The sequence below is a fragment of the Deltaproteobacteria bacterium genome, assembly GCA_016875395.1.
Classification (GTDB): Bacteria; Myxococcota_A; UBA9160; order UBA9160; family UBA6930; genus VGRF01.
The window spans coordinates 1-17,306 of the sequence record VGRF01000046.1; the positions used below are offsets into that span (position 1 = coordinate 1).

The 17,306-nt window shown below is 71.5% G+C and carries 17 protein-coding genes; 7 read left to right on the plus strand and 10 right to left on the minus strand.

The window, feature by feature from the left end; translation table 11 throughout:
- Window positions 1–315 (minus strand): hypothetical protein, encoded by a 315-nt coding sequence (locus tag FJ091_21035; GenBank protein ID MBM4385840.1) that lies wholly within the window; start codon window positions 313–315, stop codon window positions 1–3.
- Between the two features lie 143 nt (window positions 316–458).
- Between FJ091_21035 and FJ091_21040 the strand changes: the two genes are divergently transcribed.
- Window positions 459–1,517, plus strand: a complete 1,059-nt coding sequence (locus FJ091_21040; GenBank protein MBM4385841.1) for a fatty acid desaturase — start codon at window positions 459–461, stop codon at window positions 1,515–1,517.
- On the opposite strand, the gene FJ091_21045 is transcribed toward FJ091_21040, so the two are convergent.
- The 4 genes from FJ091_21045 to FJ091_21060 are packed head-to-tail and all read right to left on the minus strand — an operon-like array spanning window position 1,494 to window position 5,564.
- Window positions 1,494–2,462: a hypothetical protein gene (locus tag FJ091_21045; GenBank protein MBM4385842.1), complete on the minus strand. Its 969-nt coding sequence runs from the start codon at window positions 2,460–2,462 to the stop codon at window positions 1,494–1,496. The two genes, FJ091_21040 and FJ091_21045, sit on opposite strands and share 24 nt — an antisense overlap.
- Window positions 2,463–2,468: 6 nt before the next feature.
- The gene (locus FJ091_21050; GenBank protein MBM4385843.1) at window positions 2,469–3,425 is read right to left on the minus strand and encodes a hypothetical protein; all 957 of its coding nucleotides are present in this window, start codon (window positions 3,423–3,425) and stop codon (window positions 2,469–2,471) included.
- A gap of 3 nt (window positions 3,426–3,428) precedes the next feature.
- Entirely contained in the window at window positions 3,429–4,349 is a 921-nt protein-coding gene (locus tag FJ091_21055; protein MBM4385844.1) for a hypothetical protein, read from the minus strand.
- A 54-nt stretch (window positions 4,350–4,403) separates the two neighbouring features.
- Complete coding sequence (locus tag FJ091_21060) at window positions 4,404–5,564, minus strand: CDP-alcohol phosphatidyltransferase family protein (protein ID MBM4385845.1); 1,161 nt, start codon at window positions 5,562–5,564, stop codon at window positions 4,404–4,406.
- A 57-nt stretch (window positions 5,565–5,621) separates the two neighbouring features.
- Between FJ091_21060 and FJ091_21065 the strand changes: the two genes are divergently transcribed.
- Window positions 5,622–6,536, plus strand: coding sequence for a metallophosphoesterase (locus FJ091_21065; protein ID MBM4385846.1), 915 nt, complete (start codon window positions 5,622–5,624; stop codon window positions 6,534–6,536).
- Here FJ091_21065 and FJ091_21070 read toward each other — a convergent pair.
- The 3 genes from FJ091_21070 to FJ091_21080 form a co-directional block, all read right to left on the minus strand.
- Window positions 6,533–8,140 carry a GMC family oxidoreductase gene (locus FJ091_21070; protein MBM4385847.1) on the minus strand — a complete coding sequence of 536 codons (1,608 nt, stop codon included), beginning with the start codon at window positions 8,138–8,140 and terminating at the stop codon, window positions 6,533–6,535. The two genes, FJ091_21065 and FJ091_21070, sit on opposite strands and share 4 nt — an antisense overlap.
- A gap of 108 nt (window positions 8,141–8,248) precedes the next feature.
- Window positions 8,249–9,061, minus strand: a complete 813-nt coding sequence (locus FJ091_21075; GenBank protein MBM4385848.1) for an NTP transferase domain-containing protein — start codon at window positions 9,059–9,061, stop codon at window positions 8,249–8,251.
- Window positions 9,062–9,436, minus strand: a complete 375-nt coding sequence (locus FJ091_21080; GenBank protein MBM4385849.1) for a hypothetical protein — start codon at window positions 9,434–9,436, stop codon at window positions 9,062–9,064. It lies immediately after the preceding gene.
- A 98-nt stretch (window positions 9,437–9,534) separates the two neighbouring features.
- Between FJ091_21080 and FJ091_21085 the strand changes: the two genes are divergently transcribed.
- Window positions 9,535–10,788 (plus strand): CDP-alcohol phosphatidyltransferase family protein, encoded by a 1,254-nt coding sequence (locus tag FJ091_21085; GenBank protein MBM4385850.1) that lies wholly within the window; start codon window positions 9,535–9,537, stop codon window positions 10,786–10,788.
- Here FJ091_21085 and FJ091_21090 read toward each other — a convergent pair.
- Window positions 10,785–11,522 (minus strand): phosphocholine cytidylyltransferase family protein, encoded by a 738-nt coding sequence (locus tag FJ091_21090; protein MBM4385851.1) that lies wholly within the window; start codon window positions 11,520–11,522, stop codon window positions 10,785–10,787. The two genes, FJ091_21085 and FJ091_21090, sit on opposite strands and share 4 nt — an antisense overlap.
- Window positions 11,523–11,685: 163 nt before the next feature.
- Here FJ091_21090 and FJ091_21095 point away from each other — a divergent pair, with 163 nt between their 5' ends.
- The 4 genes from FJ091_21095 (at window position 11,686) to FJ091_21110 (ending at window position 16,936) form a co-directional block, all read left to right on the plus strand.
- Window positions 11,686–13,944, plus strand: a complete 2,259-nt coding sequence (locus tag FJ091_21095) for an LptF/LptG family permease (GenBank protein ID MBM4385852.1) — start codon at window positions 11,686–11,688, stop codon at window positions 13,942–13,944.
- Window positions 13,945–14,083: 139 nt separating this feature from the next.
- Window positions 14,084–14,830 (plus strand): hypothetical protein, encoded by a 747-nt coding sequence (locus FJ091_21100; GenBank protein ID MBM4385853.1) that lies wholly within the window; start codon window positions 14,084–14,086, stop codon window positions 14,828–14,830.
- A complete protein-coding gene (locus FJ091_21105; GenBank protein ID MBM4385854.1) occupies window positions 14,827–16,014 on the plus strand; it encodes an aminotransferase class I/II-fold pyridoxal phosphate-dependent enzyme in 1,188 nt (395 codons plus the stop codon). The genes FJ091_21100 and FJ091_21105 overlap by 4 nt, the downstream gene beginning before the upstream one ends.
- A 43-nt stretch (window positions 16,015–16,057) precedes the next feature.
- Window positions 16,058–16,936, plus strand: coding sequence for an SDR family NAD(P)-dependent oxidoreductase (locus FJ091_21110; GenBank protein ID MBM4385855.1), 879 nt, complete (start codon window positions 16,058–16,060; stop codon window positions 16,934–16,936).
- Window positions 16,937–16,940: 4 nt separating this feature from the next.
- Here FJ091_21110 and FJ091_21115 read toward each other — a convergent pair whose 3' ends face one another.
- Entirely contained in the window at window positions 16,941–17,246 is a 306-nt protein-coding gene (locus tag FJ091_21115; protein ID MBM4385856.1) for a hypothetical protein, read from the minus strand.
- Between the last annotated feature and the right edge of the window lie 60 nt (window positions 17,247–17,306).

Genomic DNA, 17,306 nt, shown 5'->3' on the forward strand with positions numbered 1-17,306 from the left:
CTAAGCGCGCTGCGCCGCGTGCGCGCGCGAAAGCGCTTCGCGATGCAGCAGATACAGGAGCGGCCCTGCGACGCCGATCGCGAGCGTCACGCACACGTAGGGCGCGAAGGGCGTCCGCGTCGCGCGTGAGTCGACGAACATACACGCGAGGATCAGCGAGAGCGAGATCGTGAGGTCGACCATCGAGAGCACGGTCGACGCGCTGCGCGACATCTCGGCGTAGAAGCCGACGAGGCCGGTGGTTGCGAGCACGTAGCTCGTGAGCGCGAGGAATGGTGCGAGCAGCGCGATGTAGACGAGCTGGCGGGGGTTCACGGCGATCTCCTCGGCGCGCGCCGCGAAGAACAGCGCCAAGCCGCCGCGCGCGCGATTCCCGCTGAGGGAAAGCGCCGCGCGGCGGCGCGCCTCACGCGCGCACGCTGCCCGCGCAGGGTCGGTTGCTTATGCTGGCGCGCTGCATGGCCGCTGCCGCGAAGCAAAGCTCCGAAACCTCGCTCGACGCGCTCGAGCGCGAGTACGTCGCGTCCCACAAGCCGCGGCCCGCGGTGTATTGGGGCGACCTGCTCGTCTGCGTCGCGCTCGGCTGGAGCGCGTTCGCGCTCGCCGTCGCGAGCTGGGGCCCCGTCGCGTGGATCGCGTTCGCCGTGGCCGTGCTCGCGCTCTACCGCGCCGCACTCTTCATTCACGAGCTGGCGCACCTCTCCGCGCGCGCGGTGCCCGGCTTCACGCTCGGCTGGGATCTGCTCGCGGGCTTCCCGCTGCTCGCGCCGAGCCTCATGTACGTGGGCTCGCACGGCGAGCACCACAAGGCGCACCTGTTCGGCACCGCCGAGGATCCGGAGTACGCGCCGATCGCGCACTGGAGCTTCGCGCGCATCCTCGACGCGACGCTCGGGTTGTTATTGGTGCCCGCTGCGCTGATCGTGCGCTGGGGCGCGCTCGTTCCGCTCGGGCTCGTGATCCCTCCGGTGCGCGCGTTCGCCCGCGAGCGCCTCTCGACGCTCGTGATCAACGCGGCCTACGAGCGCAAGCCGCCGCTCGGCAAGCTCGCGAAGCGGTGGCGCAACGAGGAGCTCGCCTGCGCGCTCGTGGTATGGAGCGCCGGCGCCGCGCTCGCGCTCGGCACACTGCCGCTCCGCGCGCTCGCGCTCTGGTACGCGCTGCTCGCGTCGATCCTGATGATCAACCACGTGCGCACGCTCGGCGCGCACCGCTACGAGAACGACGGCGCGGTGATGTCGCGCGATGCGCAGGTCGCGGACTCGCTGAATCTGTGGGGGCCGGCTTGGCTGCGCCCGTTCACCGCGCTCGCGGCGCCGGTCGGCCTGCGCTTCCACGCGCTCCACCACCTGTTCCCGACGCTGCCGTATCACGCGCTCGGCGCCGTGCACCGCCGCCTGATGCGCGAGCTGCCGGTGGACGCGAGCTATCGCAGCACCGAGGCGCCGGCGCTCGCGAGCGCGCTGCGCGATCTCGCGGCGCGAGTCGCCCGTTCAGCGCAGCACGCCGCTCCGTAACAAGCGGAAGATCACCGGCCACGCGTACACGAGGGGACGGCGGCGTTGTCGCTCGCTCAGCTCGATGCGCACCCCGCTGTGGCGCTCGAGCTTCCACACGACGTAGGGCAGCCAGCCCTGGAACGTGAGAGCCGTCTTGAGCAGGCCCGCGATCGCGAGCGCCTTCGCGACCACGCGGCGCGCGCGCCAGCCGCGACGCGCGCGTCCGAGCGCAGCGGGATCCTGCGAGATGCGCAGCTCGCCCTGGGCAGTCTCGCCTAACACCTCGCACTCACCGCGCTGCGCGAGCACGCCGAGCGCGGCGCGCAGCACGGCGTCGTAGCGCGCAGGGTCGGCCGCTGCGATCGCGTCGATGCTGGCGGGCTGCTCGCTGCGCAGCTCGGCGCGATAGGTCTCCTGGAACGCGCCGGCCCACAGCGCGCGCGGTGCGAGCGCGCGTTCGCGCGCGTCGCCGCTCGCCCACGCGAGCATGCGCGACGCCATCGTGAGCGCCGCGTTCGCGCACGCCGTCGCGACCGCCTCGCGGGTCGCGTCGTCGCGCGCCCATGCGATGCGCGCGGGCTGGCAGAAGCGCGACCACACGCGGCAATCGAGGCTCGCGGGCGAGGCTTGCCGCGCGAAGTCCGCCAGCGAGATCAGCGCGTACTTCGCGCGCAGGTCCTGCTCGGGCAACTCGACGTAGTGCACGTTGGGCGGCAGCGCGCGGCCGAGCAGCGCGGGCCACGCGGAGTCGTACGCGCTGCGGTAGTCGCGCGTGATCGCGTAGAAGTCGAGCACGCCCTCGGTCGTGCCGCGGCGCAGACACGAGCCGTAGAAGAGCAGCGCGACGACCGCATCGCCGTGGAGCGCGCGGATCTCGTTCGCCACGCGCAGTGCGCCCTCGAGCACGGGCGCCGCGAGCTCCGCGCGGAAGATCGCCTCGAGCGCGCGCTGGGCTCCCGTCACGCGGCGCTACGCGCGCGCGAAGCGAACGCGCGGCTCCGCCTCGATCGCATAAGTCGCGTCCGGCTCGACGGGGAACAGCTCGCCGTCCACCGTGACTTCGCAATCGCAGCGCAGCTCGGCGCGCATCACGTTCGCGCTCAGGTAGCCGTGCTCGGGCGTCGCGAACGCCGGCGCGCGTCCCACGAGGATGCGCGGCACGGTCGTCGCGAGCCGCGGGGCGCCGCCGCGCACGACGGTCGCCTTGATCGCGCCGGCGCCGGTTCCCCAGAACGGACGGATGCCGAAGATCAGGCGATCGAGCGTGGTGAAGAGCGTGATCAGCCGCTCCTCGTCGGGCAGCGGGGATCCGTCGAACGCGAGGCGGACCTTCTCGGCGCGCGTGAGCTCGTTGTCGCGGCGCATCACCACGTCGCCGAGCAGCTTCGCGAGCACGAGGCCGACGCCGAACGTCTCCTGGGCGCGGCCCTTCGGGAGAGTGCGCGAAGTCCACGTCACCGCGCGGCCCAACAAGCCGGCGCCGACGAACATGCCGCAGCGCGCTTCACCGCCATGGCGCGGCGTCACGCGCATCACCGCGCGCTCGACCACCCGCGACTCGAGCCGCCCGCGGCGCGCGTCGGCCAGCAACGCACGCAGGCCCGCTGCGGAGCTGCGCGCGGCCCCGAGATCGGCCGCCGCGGCGTTCGTGCGCCCGCTGCGCAGCGGCGCGATCACCGGCAGCCAGCTCGGGCGACCGCGCGCGAGCAGGCCCGTGAGCACGCGCTCGAGCGAGCCGTCGCCGCCGTTCACCACGAGCAGCTCGACGCGCTCGCGCTCCATCTGAGAGAGCGCTTCGGGCACCCTCTGCGCCGAGGTCGTCATCGCTTGCACGACGTCGCGGGCGCCTTCGATCTCGCGCAGCACGTCCTGAACGCGGCGCTTGTTACGGCCTGCTCGCAGGTTGTTGATCAGCCCGATGCGCAACGTTCACCCCGCGTAGAACGTGTAGCTCGCGATCGCGGTGCGCTTCCGCGAGTTCCCGCCCACGACGCTTTCCAACGGTGACGCCATCCAAGCCGATCGCAAGCGCAGCCCGAGCACGAAGCGGATCGGCGCAGGCAAGTCGGCGAGCGGGTCGTACGCGGCGAGGCGCGTGCCCGCAGAGAGCGCGCCCGTCACGGCGGGCCCCGGCAGCGCGAGCTTCGGCGAGGGCGCGCTCAGCTTCTCCGCGCTCGCCGCCTCCGCGAAATCCTGCGACGCGACACGCCCGCGAGCGTCGAGCGCGACGACCCAGCGCTCCGCCCGCGCGCCGCGCGCGACCTCGAGGACGTAGAGCGGCTCGCGATCGAGCGCGAACGACTCGAGCCGGCGCGCGGCGAGCTTTCCCTCGGGCCCCGTAATCAGTCGGTGCGACACACCGATGCGGCCCTTCGTCACGATCGGTGCGCTCATCCCCTTCTTCCAGAGCGACGCGTTCACCGGGTTCGCGCCGGCCCACAGCTCGTGGGTCCACTTCCTGCCCGCGAGCTTGCGCGTCGCGAGCGGCTTCTCGGCGAGCGCGAAGTCGAGCGCGAGCTTCAGGCTGCCCTTGTCGACGCGCAGCTGCGCACGCGCGGCGCTGCGATCGAGCACGAACTTCTGCAGGTCCATGCGGCGACCGCCTGCGCTCTCCGTCCACTCGCCGCCGAGCTTCGCGCGCGAGAACTCGACGAGCGTCCCGTCCTTCTGCACCCAGCGCCCGATCGCCGCGGCGTTGCGCTCACCGGGCCCGACGTCCGTGAGCGTGACCTCGATCAGCACGCGGTCGCCCGAGTCGAGCTGCGCGGCGAACAGCCACCATTCGGTGGGCGCGGCGAGCGCGGCGCTCGCGGCGAGAATGATCAGGGCGGTGAGGACGATGCGGCGCATGACGGTCTCCTCGAGCTTCGAACCAGGACCGGGCGAGAGCGTTCCTGTGTGGCGTCAGCCTCGGCCCACGCCGCTCGCGAGCGCGAGCTCCTCTTCCCAGGGCCGCAGCGTGCGGCCGGCAGCGCGCAGACCGAGCGCGTGTGCGAGGCGAACGACGTGGAAGCCGATCGAGAGCGCCGTCCACCAAGCCACGGCCTCGAAGCCACCCGCCGGTGATCCCGCGAGGACGCCGGCCGTCAGCAGCACGAGGTTGGGGTTGCGGCGCGCCGTGATGCCGCGGAAGAACGAATCGATCCGGCGCCACGAGTGAATCTCGAAATCGCAGGCGAGCATGAACACGCCCTCGAGCGCGCGCCCTAACAAGTATCCGCCGAGCACGACGAGCGCAGCGGGAGAGTCGAGCGAGATGCCGATGCCGAGGGCCCACGCGGACCACCAAACGGGCGGGTGCGTGAGGTCGAGGCCGTGATCGAGCCAGTGCCCGAACGGCGAGGACTGGAGCGTGACGCGCGCGAGCTTGCCGTCGACCGTGTCGAGGAACGTCATCGCCCACGCCCCTGCGAGCCCGAGCGCGAACTGCCCCTGCCAGAACGCGACGATCGCGAGCACCACGAGCAGCCAGCTCGCGACGGTCACCGCGTTGGGCGAGATACCGAGCCGCGCGCACGCGCGTACGACGCGGAAGGCGAGCGGCGGCCACGCGTACTTCGTCACGAAATCGGTCACGCCCTTGTAGGACGCATCGAACAGCGCGCGCTCGATTCGCGGCGCGTCGTCTGGCGTCGCGATTCGCAGGAACGCGGGCGCGAGCTTGCGCAGCTCGGAGGTGTACGGGGGCACGAGATCGTTCGCGCGAGCGCGCGGGACTGCGCTCGGCGCAGCGCCGCCAGCGAGCCAAGCGAGCGCTTCGTCCGCGCGCGACGAGGGGACGACGGCAGCCACGGGCGCCGCGCGATCGAGGTCGTTCGCGACGAGCAGCACGTCCTTGCTCTCGAGCAGCGCCTTCACGAGCCGCTCGTCGAGCACGGCGTCGCCGCGAAGCGCGAGCACGAGCGCTTCGCCGCGCGAGCGCAGCGCCTGCGGCGCGACGACCTCTGCGCCGGCGCGAGCCAGCGCGCGCTCGAGCCGCGCATCGCTGCGCTCGCTGAACAGCAGCGCGGCGTTGGCCGCCGGCGCCACCGCAGCCGCTCGCCGCGAACTCTGTTCTTCGCTCATTCGGTCTCCGCCGCTCGCTCGCCTCGCAGCCGCCGCGCCGCGCGAACTGCGCTGCCTATGATAGGCGCGCGTTCCGCGGAGGCTCTCGCGCTGTTCAAGCTCGCCCACGTCTCGGACCTTCACGCGACTGCCGCGCGCTTCACGCGCGCCGGCGAGCTGAACGCGAAGCGCGCGTTCGGCTGGCTCTCTTATCAGGCGCGGCGGCGCCACAAGTACCGGCCCGAGATCGCGGCGCGCGTGCTCGACGACCTCGCCGCGCTCGCGCCCGACCACGTCGCGGTCACGGGCGATCTCACGCACATGGGCCTCGCGTCGGAGGTGAGCGAGGCGCGGGAGTGGCTCGCGCGGATCGGCCCGCCCGAGCGCGTCACGCTCGTACCCGGCAACCACGATGCGTATGGCGGCGACGTCGCGCACGAGTGTGTGGACGCTTGGCTCCCCTACCTGAATTCAGACCACGCGGGGGGCGCGCTCTTCCCCTCGCTGCGCGTTCGCGGGCCGGTCGCGCTGATCGGCCTCTCGTCTGCGGTGCCGACTCCGGTGCATCTCGCGACGGGACGCGCAGGCGAGGCGCAGCTCGCGCCGCTCGCGGACATGCTGCGCGATCTCGCGGCACGAAAGCTGTTCCGCGTCGTGCTCGTGCACCACCCGCCGACGCGCACCCACGTCTCGTGGCGGCGCCGACTCGAAGACGGCCCCGCACTGTGCGAGATCCTCGCGCGCGCCGGCGCCGAGCTCGTGCTTCACGGCCACGCCCATCGCGCAGCGCGCGACCGAATTGTTACGGAGAGCGGCGCGATTCCGGTGTTCGGCGTGCCCGCGACCTCGTCCGCGGTGATGTCGCGCCCGGGCGCGTCGCAGATCTTCGCGATCGAGCCGCACGCGCGAGGCTTCGCGATCACGTGCGAGCTGCGCGCGCTCGATCTCTCGAGTGGCGCGGTGGTTCCTGCGGTCGGCGAGCGAGTCGCCTAGGCGAGCTCGCGCTGCCTCAGGTGGTCGGCGAGGCGCAACGTCAGCGCGAGGATCGTGAGCGTCGGATTCGCCCAGCCCGAGGTGGGGAACACCGAGCTGCCCGCGACGAACAGGTTTGGCGCGCCGTGCACGCGGCAATTCGCGTCGACGACGCCGCGCGCGGGGTCGTCGTGCATGCGCGTCGTGCCCATGTGGTGGTAGCCGCCGATCGGGTGGTTGCCGATCAACGGATCGATGTCCCACGGGCGGCTCGCGTCGTCGAACCACGCTTCCGTCGTCACGGAGCCGGAGCCGTCGAAGCGCAGCTCGGCGTCGAGCTGCTGCGCCGCGACGCGCAGCGTGCGCTTGTCGAGCTCGCTGAAGCGCCAGTCGAGCGCGAGCTTGTGGATGCCGAGCGCGTCGCGCTCGCACGTGAGCACCACGCGGCTGTCGGGGTTCGGCGCCTGCTCGCCGCGGACCGAGAGATAGAGGCCCGCCGTGCCGAGGCGCAGGCGCAGCCACGGCAACAGCGGATCCGTCGCTGCCTGGAGCGAGCGTGCGGCTTGCTTCGCCGCGCGCCAGAGCGTGCGGCCCGCGCGCGTCGGGTTCACGTTGCGATGCACCGTGTCGTACACGCGCGAAGCCACGTTCGCGCGCTTGCCGCGATGCAGGCGCACCTTCGGCGTGAACGACGAGTTCAGCAGCGCGTGCTCGCGCTGCATCTTCTCGCTCGGCACGAGCGTCGCGGCGAAGCGGCTCGCGCCCACGAAGTGCGACTGCTTGAACGCACGCAGCGCCGCCCACGTCGCGCGCAGCGAGAGCTCCCCGCCGCGCGCGTGGGGATGCTCCATGAAGAAGCGGCCCACGAGATCGCGCTCGTTGCCGATGCCGCGCGGCGAACGCGCCTGCGACGCGAGCAGGATGCGCGGGTTCTCGAGCCCGCCCGCCGCGAGCACGAACACGCGGGCGCGCGCGCTGGCGCGGCGGCCGCCCGGCGCACGCAGGTCCGCGCGCTCGATCGCGCCGTTCTCGCCGGGCACGAGGCCTGCGACGGTCGCGTACAGCACGACCGTGACGTTCTCGTGTGCCACCAAGTCCGCGGTCGCGCGGAAGCCGAAGCGATCCCAGCGGTCGTCGAACTGCCAGAAGCGCGTGTCGAAGAAGCCGTCGGCGATGCGCGGCGCCTCGACGCCGAGGCGACGCCAGAGCCTGCCGTCGAGCGCGCTGTCCTCGATCTCGACGACGCGGCGCGCGGCGTCGTAATAACTCGCGATCGCACGCTTCGCGAACGGCCAGCCGCTGTGCGGCACCCACTCGCGCGTCTCGAAGTCGATCTCGTCGAGCTCCGCGCAGCGCCCGCCCAACACCGCGGTCGAGCCGCCGAAGAAGCGCAGGCGCGAGTCTTCGAGCTCGTAGTACGGGAAGCCGAGGTTCTCGCCTGCGCCGAGCCCCGCGATCTCGGGCTCGTAGTCGCGACCGCCGGCTTCGAGCACGAGCACGCTGTGTCCGCTGCGCGCGAGGGCGCGCGCGAGCGTGATGCCCGCGGCGCCGGCGCCGACGATGCACACGTCCGCCCGGAGCCCTTCCGCCGCGATCTCGCTCGCTGCTCTCAGATCGATCAGCACGGTGTCCCCAAACGCGCCTCTCGGGGAGTAGCAGTTGCGGCTCGGGAGGGAACGGTCTGTTTGCTGACTTTCCCGTGACTCGGGTCCAACTGCGCCAGACGAGCTGGATCAGGCCTCGCGGCCTAACAGGCGCTCCGCGAGCGCGAAGTCCTCGGGCTTGTCGACATCGATGCCCGCGCGGCCGTCGGCGAGCCTGACGGCGGCGATCTGCGCATCGGTTGCCTTCGAGATCGCCGCGATCGCGGCTTCGAGCGGAAGCCGGCCCGCGGCGAAACGCGCCAGCGTCACGGCGCCGAAGACCGCGGCGAGCCGCCAGGGCTCTTTGCGGAAGCCCTCCGCCTTGCGCCAGAAGGCGGCCACCTTCGCGGCGCCGGGCGTGCGCGCGAGGAACAGGTTCGCGCCGGTGAAGCGCTCGCGGCCGAGCTTCAGCCACGTGCGCTGGCTGCCGGGCGCCGCGGCGAGCACGGCGTGATCGGGCACGAGCGCGACGGCCAGGTCCGCATCGCTCGCGAGCGCCTCGCGTAGAAACGCGCGCACCGCCTCCGCGCGAAGCAGCGGGTGATCCGCGGTCGTGACGAGCGTGATCGCGCTGCCGGTCGTCTCGACGAAGTCGCGCACGCTGTCGGCGGGCGAGGTTCCACTGCGATGCAGCGCGAGCTCACCGCGCGCGAGCTGCGGGCCGAACTCGGGGTGCGCCTCCAGCGCGCGCGCGTCGTCGACGCTCACCGTGATGCGCGCGATCTCGGGCACCGCGCGCAGCGCCGCCAGCACGTGCGCGAGCAGCGGCTTCCCGTGCAGTGGTGCGAGCGCCTTGTGCGACACGCCGTGCTGCCGCGCGACCGCGTCGTCGCCGCCGCGGCGCCGACCCGCGAGCACGAGCGCGTGGACACCTTCGCCGGGTACCGGTTTCGCGCGCGCCACTCAGAGCTTCCGCGCGACGCGATCCGCGATGTCGTGGAGTCGCCGGAGACCGAGCCGCCGCCCCGCGAGCCCGCGCAGCGTTTCCGCGGCGACGGGCCGCAGCGACGAGGCGATCTCGGTGCCCGCGAGTTTCTTGCGGAACACGCCGACCAGCTCGCGGTTCGGCCGCAGCATCGACGACATCAGCTCGTAGCGCGTGATGTGAATCTGCGCGCTGCCCGGCTTGTCCGCGGGCGCCACGGGATCCTTGCGCGTGTCGCCGCGGCGCGACTCGCCCTTCGGCTCGCGCTCGCGCGGGTCGCCCGCCGAGCCCGCGTCGACGAGCCTCAGCGCCGCGTCCTTCGGAAACGCCAGGGCGAACGCGGGCAGCGACAAGCGGACCCTCCGAGCTGCGTACCTTACCTTGCGCGGCTCGCGACGGAGCGAGTTGTCAGGCAAATCGCGGATAAGATGCGGCGACGCGGGAGAAGTGCGTGGCGAAAGAGATGGGCGGCTTCGAGATCTGGATCGACGCCACGAGCTCGGAGAGCAGTCTGATCGTTTTCGGCATGGCGCTGCCCGAGCGCCAGATCGCGGCCATCGAGCAGCTCGCGAACGGGCGCCGCAATCAGTGCGATTTCGCGCGCATCGTGGTCGAGCACCGCGCGGGCGCGCGCCCGTTCGTGACGCCGGCGCTCGTCGCGTCGCTGCGCGTCGAGTTCCGCGAGGCGAGCGGCTCCTACGCGGAGCGCCTCGCACGCGCTTCCGCCGAAGCGAAGGCAACGCTGCTCGCGCTGCCGGGCGACGCGATTCTCGATTCGCGCGTGCTCGGCGCGCTGCTGCGCGGGAGCGGTGCGCTGGTGGCGCTCGGCGGTGAGGGCGAGAAGCGCACCGCGCTGATCCGCCTCGCGCCGCAGCAGCGGCCCGCTGCGGGAGACGACGCGATCGCCGTCGCGAGCGCGCTGCTCGCGAGCGGCGCGGCGCGCGAGCTCGCGCTCGACTCGATCGGCGTGCACCTGCTCAGTTTGCGCCGCGATCTCGCGGCCTACGCCTTCCGGCTCCGCGCGAGCGAAGTCGCGGAGACCGAGCGCTGGCTGTTCTGGTCGAACTACAAGGGCTCGACGGACTTTCTGACGCGCTGGGTGTTTCCGCCCTTCGTGTGGGCCGCGGTGCGCCCGCTGACGCGCTGGCGCGTCCACCCGAACTGGATCACCGGGCTCGCCGTTCTGCTTTGCATCGCCGCGATTCCGCTGTGGGCGCGCGGCGAGTGGCTGCTCGGCTTCATCGCGGCCTACCTGATGGCGGTGCTCGACTCGGTCGACGGCAAGGTCGCGCGGCTCACCTACACCTCCTCGCTGTTCGGAAACATCCTCGACCACAGCACGGACCTGATTCACCCGCCGTTCTGGTACGCGGCCTGGGCGTGTGGCCTCGCGGGCGGGCCGAGCGGGCCGACGTTCGAGCTCGCGATGTGGTTCTTCGCGATCTACATCGCCGACCGGCTGATCGCGCCCTTCTTCAAGCGCATCGCGGGCAAGTCGATCCACGGCTACGCGCCGATCGACGTGAAGATGCGCACGTTCATCTCGCGCCGGAACGTGAACCTGCCCGTGTTCACCCTCGCGCTGCCGCTCGGCTTCGGTCACGAAGCGATCGTGTTCGTGGTGGCGTGGCAGGTGGTGTGCCTCGCGTTCCACGCCGTGCGCTTCGCACAGATGTGGCAGGAGAAGCGCGCCGTCGCGGCCTAGCGGCGAACTTGCCCCGCGTAGGCCTTGCGCACGGACTCGAGATCCTCGAGCGAATCGATCTCGCCCCACCAGAGGCCTTGCATCGAGCACGCGCGCACCATGCCGCGGCGCGCGAGCTCACCGATCGCGGTCGTGTAGTAGGCGCGCTGCTGGCCGAAGCTGCGCACGAGCTGCTCGAAGGCGTCGCGAATCGCGCCCGTGCCTTCGCCGCGCAGCAGCGTCATGCCGATCGCTTCGCCCTGCGCGCTGCCCGCGTCGAGATCCTTGCCGATCGCGCGCACGAGGCCGCCCTCGACGACCACCTTCATGTCGTCGTCGTCGTAGGCGGGCTTCACGTTCACCACGATCGTGAGCGGGCTCGGTGGCGTGGCGATCAGGCGAGCGGCGACGCCGGGCTCGAAGAGCGTGTCGCCGTTCAGCAGGATGCAGTCGCCCTCGAAGTCGCGGCTCGCGAGCCAAGCCGTGATCAGGTTGTCGGCCTGATCGAAGAAGGGGTTGTACCGGACGCGCACGCGCATCCGCGGGATGCCGTGCGTCGCGGCGAAGCGCTCGACCTTCTCGATGCCGTAGCCGCCCATCACGACCGCTTCGTCCACGCCGTGCGCCGCGAGCGTGCGCAGCTGCACCTCGAGCACGCTGCGCTCGCCGTCCACGGGGACGAGGCACTTCGGAATATCGCGCGTGACGGGGAAGAGCCGGCGCCCCTGCCCCGCGCTGAGAATGATCGCTCGCACCGCTCGTCCCCCTGAGGCGCAGACCCCGCGCCCGCGGCGCATTGTCGGGAACCGCGGCGAATGAACAAGGTGGCGGCACCCGGCTGCGCCGAATCGAGGGGCCCGCGTCTGACGCTGAGTTCGCGATTTCCCTTCGCAGCAGCGGCCCTACTCTGCGCGGCGCGTGACGGCGGTAACGAAACCCGAGAGCGAGGCGCGCGCCGTGAAGGCGCTGACGACCGGGCATCGCCCGCTCGGCTGGACGCTCTTTCTCTCGCTCGCGCGCGAGGCGCTCGGGCCCACGCTGCTCGCACTCGGCGGGCTCTCGCTCGCGGCGCTCACGAAGAGCCTGCTCGGCCTGTCGGTGCTGCTGTTCAACAAGGGGCTCAGCGGCGCCGACACGGCCGCGTTCGTCGGCTTCGAGATCGTGGTCCTCGCCGCGCGCATCTTGCCCTTCGCGGTGCTGGTGGGCGCGCTGATCGGGCTCGGGCGCCTGGCGGCGGACAAGGAGCTGCTCGCGCTCGAAGCGCTCGGCGTCTCGCCGGTTCGCCTCGTCGGCCCCATGCTCGCGGTGGGCAGCCTGGCAACGCTTGCGGGCCTCGGCCTCTCGCTCGAGGGGGTGCCGCGCGTGCTGGCCGCGCGTCAGTCGCTGCTGATCGAGAGCACGCTCGAGCAGCCAGGCTCGGTTCTGCGCGCCGGCATCGTCCAGAAATTCGGCGACAAGCATCTCTCCGCGCTCGAGGCCTCGACGCGCGGCGACGACCTGCGCGCCGTGATGCTGCACGATGACGACCTCGGCGAAACGTTCTTCGCCGAGACCGCGACGCTGCGCGTGCCCGACCCCGGCACGATCGAGGTCACGCTGCGCGACGGCGTGATCGTGACGCGCGCCGGCGGCGACGGGCAGCTCGTACGCTTCAAGCTGTTTCGCAGCGTGCTCGAGGGCGACGAGAACGTCGCGAAGCCCGAGGGCGACGAGGGGCGCTTTGCGGCGATGACGACGCGCGAGCTGCGCGGCCTGCGATCCGACGACGCGCGCGACGCGCGCGCCATCCAGAGCGAGCTCGCGCGCCGCTTCTCGAACCCGTTCGCAGCCCTCGCGCTGTGCTGGCTCGCGGTGCCGCTCGCGCTCACGCTCGGCAGCGCGACGCGTGGAGGCGGCGGCGTCGCGGGCCTCGGCGTGACGGTCGCGTACTACGGGCTTCTGCAGGCCTCGAACGGCCTGCTGGAGTTCCCCGACGTGCCTGTCGCCCTCGCGGCATGGCTCCCCAACGCGGTCGCGCTCGCTGGCGGCGCCGTGCTGATGATTCGCCGCTTCGTGCTGCTGCGGGAGCAGCAGCCGCGCGCGCGCGCCGCAGCGGATGCGCGGGACGTGAAGTCGCAGCGCCGTGCGGGCGGCACGCGCTGGTCGCTCACGCGCTACATCGCGCGCCGCTTCGTCGGCTTCGCGCTGGTCGGCTTCTCGGTGCTGCTGCTCGCCTACCTGCTCGTCGACGTGCTCGAGCGCCTCGAACAGTTCGCCGAGTACGGCGCCACGTTCTCCGAGGTCGCGCGCTTCTACGCGCTGCGCCTGCCGCTCCTCGCGTCGCGCATCGTGCCGATGGGCCTGCTCGTCGGCGCGGCATTGCTCGTGAGCCAGATGGCGGGGGAGGGCGAGCTGCGCGGCATGGAGGCGTGCGGCATTCGGCTCGGGCGTGCGCTCGCGCCGGTGGTCGTGATCTCGGCGCTCGCGGTGCCAGCGTTCTACGTGCTGGTGGACCGCGTGCTGCCGCGCACGACCGCAGCCGCGGACCGGCTCAAGGACACGGAGATCAAGAACAAGACGCCAGGCGGCTGGGAGGAGGTGTGGTCCCACACCGCGACGCGCATGGTGCACGTGGGCGCGCACAACTCGGCGAAGGGCGAGGCGCGGGACCTGACGCTCTATGAGCTGGGCGCGAGCGGGCTCCCTGAGCGCCGGCTCGATGTGCCGCGCGCCCGCGATGTCGGCCACGGCACATGGCGGCTGTTCGACGCGCAGCTCACGCTCATCACGCGCGCGGGCGTGCTCGATGCGCCCGCCGGGGAGACGCGCGCGATCCCGGAGATCGAGTCGTCGCTCACCGATTCGTCCCATCTCGACATCGCGCGCTTGCGGGAGCACGCGCGCGAGGCGGCGGCGGGCGGATACGACACGACGCCGTTCCTCGTCGACCTGCAGGCGCGCATCGCGCAGCCGCTCCAGTGCCTGCTGCTGCCCTGGCTCGGGCTACTCGTCGCGCTCGGCGTGCGCCGCTCTGCACCCTGCATGCTCTGGGCGATCGGCATCGGCGTCGGCTTCATCCTGCTGACCGGCGTCTCGGTCGCGCTCGGCTACGGCCGCACGCTCCCACCGCAAATCGCCGCCTGGATGCCCTCGGGGGTAGTGACCGGAATCACCATTTTCTTGCAGTTGCGTCGCTGACACGAAAGCGAATGGGGCTAGGATGTCCGGGCTTTCGCCGCGGCACCCCCTCCGCGACGGGCCTCGCCGGGAGTCCCGCATGTTTGGCCGCCGTTCGGACGGAACCCTCGTCCGAAACCTGCCCAAGCTTCGCCGCTTCATGCCCTTCGTCTCGCCGCGGCGGAACGACTCCCTCTTCTACTACGGGCACGAGATCGAGGTCGACGCCGCGCTGGCGTTCCTCGAGCAGCAGAACGCGGCGCGGCCGCCCGAGCGGCCGATCACCCTGTTCCACCTCTACCTGCGCTCGATCCAGCTCGGGATGCACGAGAACCCCGAGATCAACCGGTTCGTGGCGGGCGGGCGCATCTATCAGAGGAACGGCCTGCCGCTGACGTTCAGCGCGATGAAGGAGCTCCAGAAGGGCTCCGTCCTCCTCACGGTGAAGCGCGAGTTCCCGGCGGGCGAGACGCTCCACGGCATGGTCGACCGAGTGCTCGACTCGCTCGTGAGCCGCCGCAGCGGGAAGAAGACCCAAGCCGACAAAGAGATCGACCTCGCGCTCTACCTCCCCTCGTTCCTGATCCGCTGCGTGATGAGGGTGCTGAATTGGGGCAACGCGCTCGGCGTCCTCCCCAGGTCGGTCATGGACGGCGACCCGCTCTTCACCTCCCTGTTCGTGGCCAACATGGGCTCGATCGGGATGGAGACGGGCCACCACCACCTGTGGGAGTACGGGACCTGCTCGGGTTTTTGCGTGATGGGGAAGATCCGCACGCGCCCGGACGGCTCCCGCTACGTGCAGTGCAGTTACACCTGGGACGAACGCGTCGCGGACGGTCTGGCGACGAGCTTCGCTCTGAGCGCGTTCAAAGAGCGCGTCGAGAACCCGGAGAAACTTCTGTGACGGATCTCTTCGACAAAGTCGCGGCCTACGACCGCGCCCAGACGCTCCGCGATCACGCGATCTACCCCTACTACCGCGTGATCTCTTCCGGCCAAGATCCCGTCGTCACGATGAACGGCCGCCGCGTCGTGATGCTCGGCTCGAACAACTACCTCGGTCTTTCGAGCCACCCCGAAGTGAAGGCCGCCGCCGCCGAGGCGCTCGAGAAGTACGGCACCGGCTGCGCGGGCTCGCGGCTTCTGAACGGAACGCTCGACATCCACGTGCAGCTCGAGGAGCGCCTCGCGCGCTTCATGCGCCGCGAAGCGGTGATCACGTTCGCGACGGGTTATCAGGCCAACGTCGGCGCGCTCTCGACGATCCTCGGCCGCCACGACGAAGTGTTCCTCGACAACCTCGACCACGCCTCGTTGATCGACGGCATCCGCCTCGGCTTCGCGAAGGACCGCAAGTTCCGCCACAACGACATGGCGGACCTCGAGAAGAAGCTCGCGGCGGCGCCCAAGGACACGGGCAAGCTGATCGTGGTCGACGGCGTCTACTCGATGGAAGGCGACCTCGGCGACCTGCCCGCGATCGTGGCGCTCGCGCAGCGCTTCGGCGCGCGCGTCCTCGTCGACGAGGCGCACGGCGTGGGCGTGATGGGCACGCACGGCCGCGGCGCCTGCGAGCACTTCGGCGTCGAGAACCAGGTCGACCTCGTGATGGGCACGTTCTCGAAGTCCCTCGCGTCCGTCGGCGGCTTCATCGCCGGCAGCGCGCGCGTGATCGACTACATCAAGCACACCGCGCGCTCCGCGATTTTCTCCGCAGCGCCCGCGCCGCACGTCGTAGGCGCGGTGCTGAAGGCGCTCGAGATCCTCGAGCGCGAGCCCGAGCGGCGGAAGGCGCTCTGGGAGAACACGGAGTACATGAAGGACGCGCTGACGAGCCTCGGCTTCGACATCGGCACGCCGCAGTCGCCCGTGATCCCGATCAAGATCGGCCCCGACGAGATCGCCTACGAGATGGCCGTGCGCCTGCAAGACGAGGGCGTGTTCGCGAACCCCGTCGTGTCGCCTGCCGTGCCTGAGGGCCACGCGATGATCCGCACTTCGTACATGGCGACGCACAAGCGCGAGCACCTCGACACCGCGCTCGACGCGCTCGAGAGCGTGGCACGCCAGCTCGGCGTGCTGCGCTAGGCGGCGCGCTCGTCTCTTCGCCGCCGGGGTTGCGAGCGCTCAAATGGCCGACGCGAACCGCAAGCGACCGAGCGCCGCGGAAGCGGCGCAGGACGCGCGCAGCGAGCGGCACGCGAGCGGAGCCCACGAAAGGCCGGTTCTAGTCACCGGCGCCTCCTCCGGCATCGGCGCCGCCGCCGCAAAGCTGCTCGTGGCGCGCGGCTTTCGCGTGTACGGCACGAGTCGCAGCGCGCGCCCCGGAGCGGACGGCGTTCGCTGGCTCGCGCTCGACGTGCGCGACGAGACCTCGGTGCAGCGCGCGGTCGCGCAGCTGCTCGACGCCGAGGGCGGGCTCTTCGGCGCCGTCTGCAACGCGGGCATCGGCATCTTCGGCAGCGTCGAGGAAACGCCGATGGAGCGCGCGCGCGCGCAGTTCGAGACGAACGTGTTCGGCGTGCTGCACACGCTGCGCGCCGTGCTGCCGCCGATGCGGGAAGCCAGGCGCGGGCGCATCGCGATCGTGGGCTCGCTCGCGGGCCGCGCGCCGATTCCGTTTCAGGCGCACTACTCCGCGACCAAGGGCGCCGTCGACGCGCTCGCGCTCGCGCTGCACAACGAGGTGCGCGCGCTCGGCATCCACGTCGCGCTGATCGAGCCGGGCGACATCAACACCGGCTTCAACGAAGCGACGGACTGGGGCGCCACCGCGGCGGCGAGCCATTACGGCGCGCCGATCGCGAGCGCCGAGCGCGTGATCCGCGAGTCGCTGCCGAAGGCGCCGGGGCCCGAGGTCGTGGCGCGCGCGATCGCGCACGCGCTCGAGTCGCGGCGCCCGCGCGTGCGATATCCGGTCGGCCCCGACTCGAAGCTCGTGCCGCTCGGGCGGCGGCTACTGCCCGAGCGCGCGCTGCTCGCGCTGATTCGGGATCACTTCGGGGTGTGAGGGGCTACTCGACCTGCTGCGCGGTGAGAAACATCGCCTTCTCGAGGGCTTGAAAGAACTGTTGATACGGCACGGGGTCTTCGACGGCCTTGAGCTCGTACTGCGCGTTGGCGCGAACGTTTACCTGCTTCTCGCCACGCGCTGAGACGATCACCGTCATCCGCAACGCGTATCGATCGAGCTTCGTTCCGCTGACCGACCCCAGCTCGACGTTCGCCTGGTCCAAGACGAAGCCGAGGTCTTGCAGCGTCGCCATCACGATGCGGACGGTGCCCTTCACATTCGTCGTGTCGAACGCGCGCGTCTGCATGCTCCGCAGTGCGAGCTGCGATTCGCCGGTAGCTAGTAACTCACGCTGCGACGTGGCACA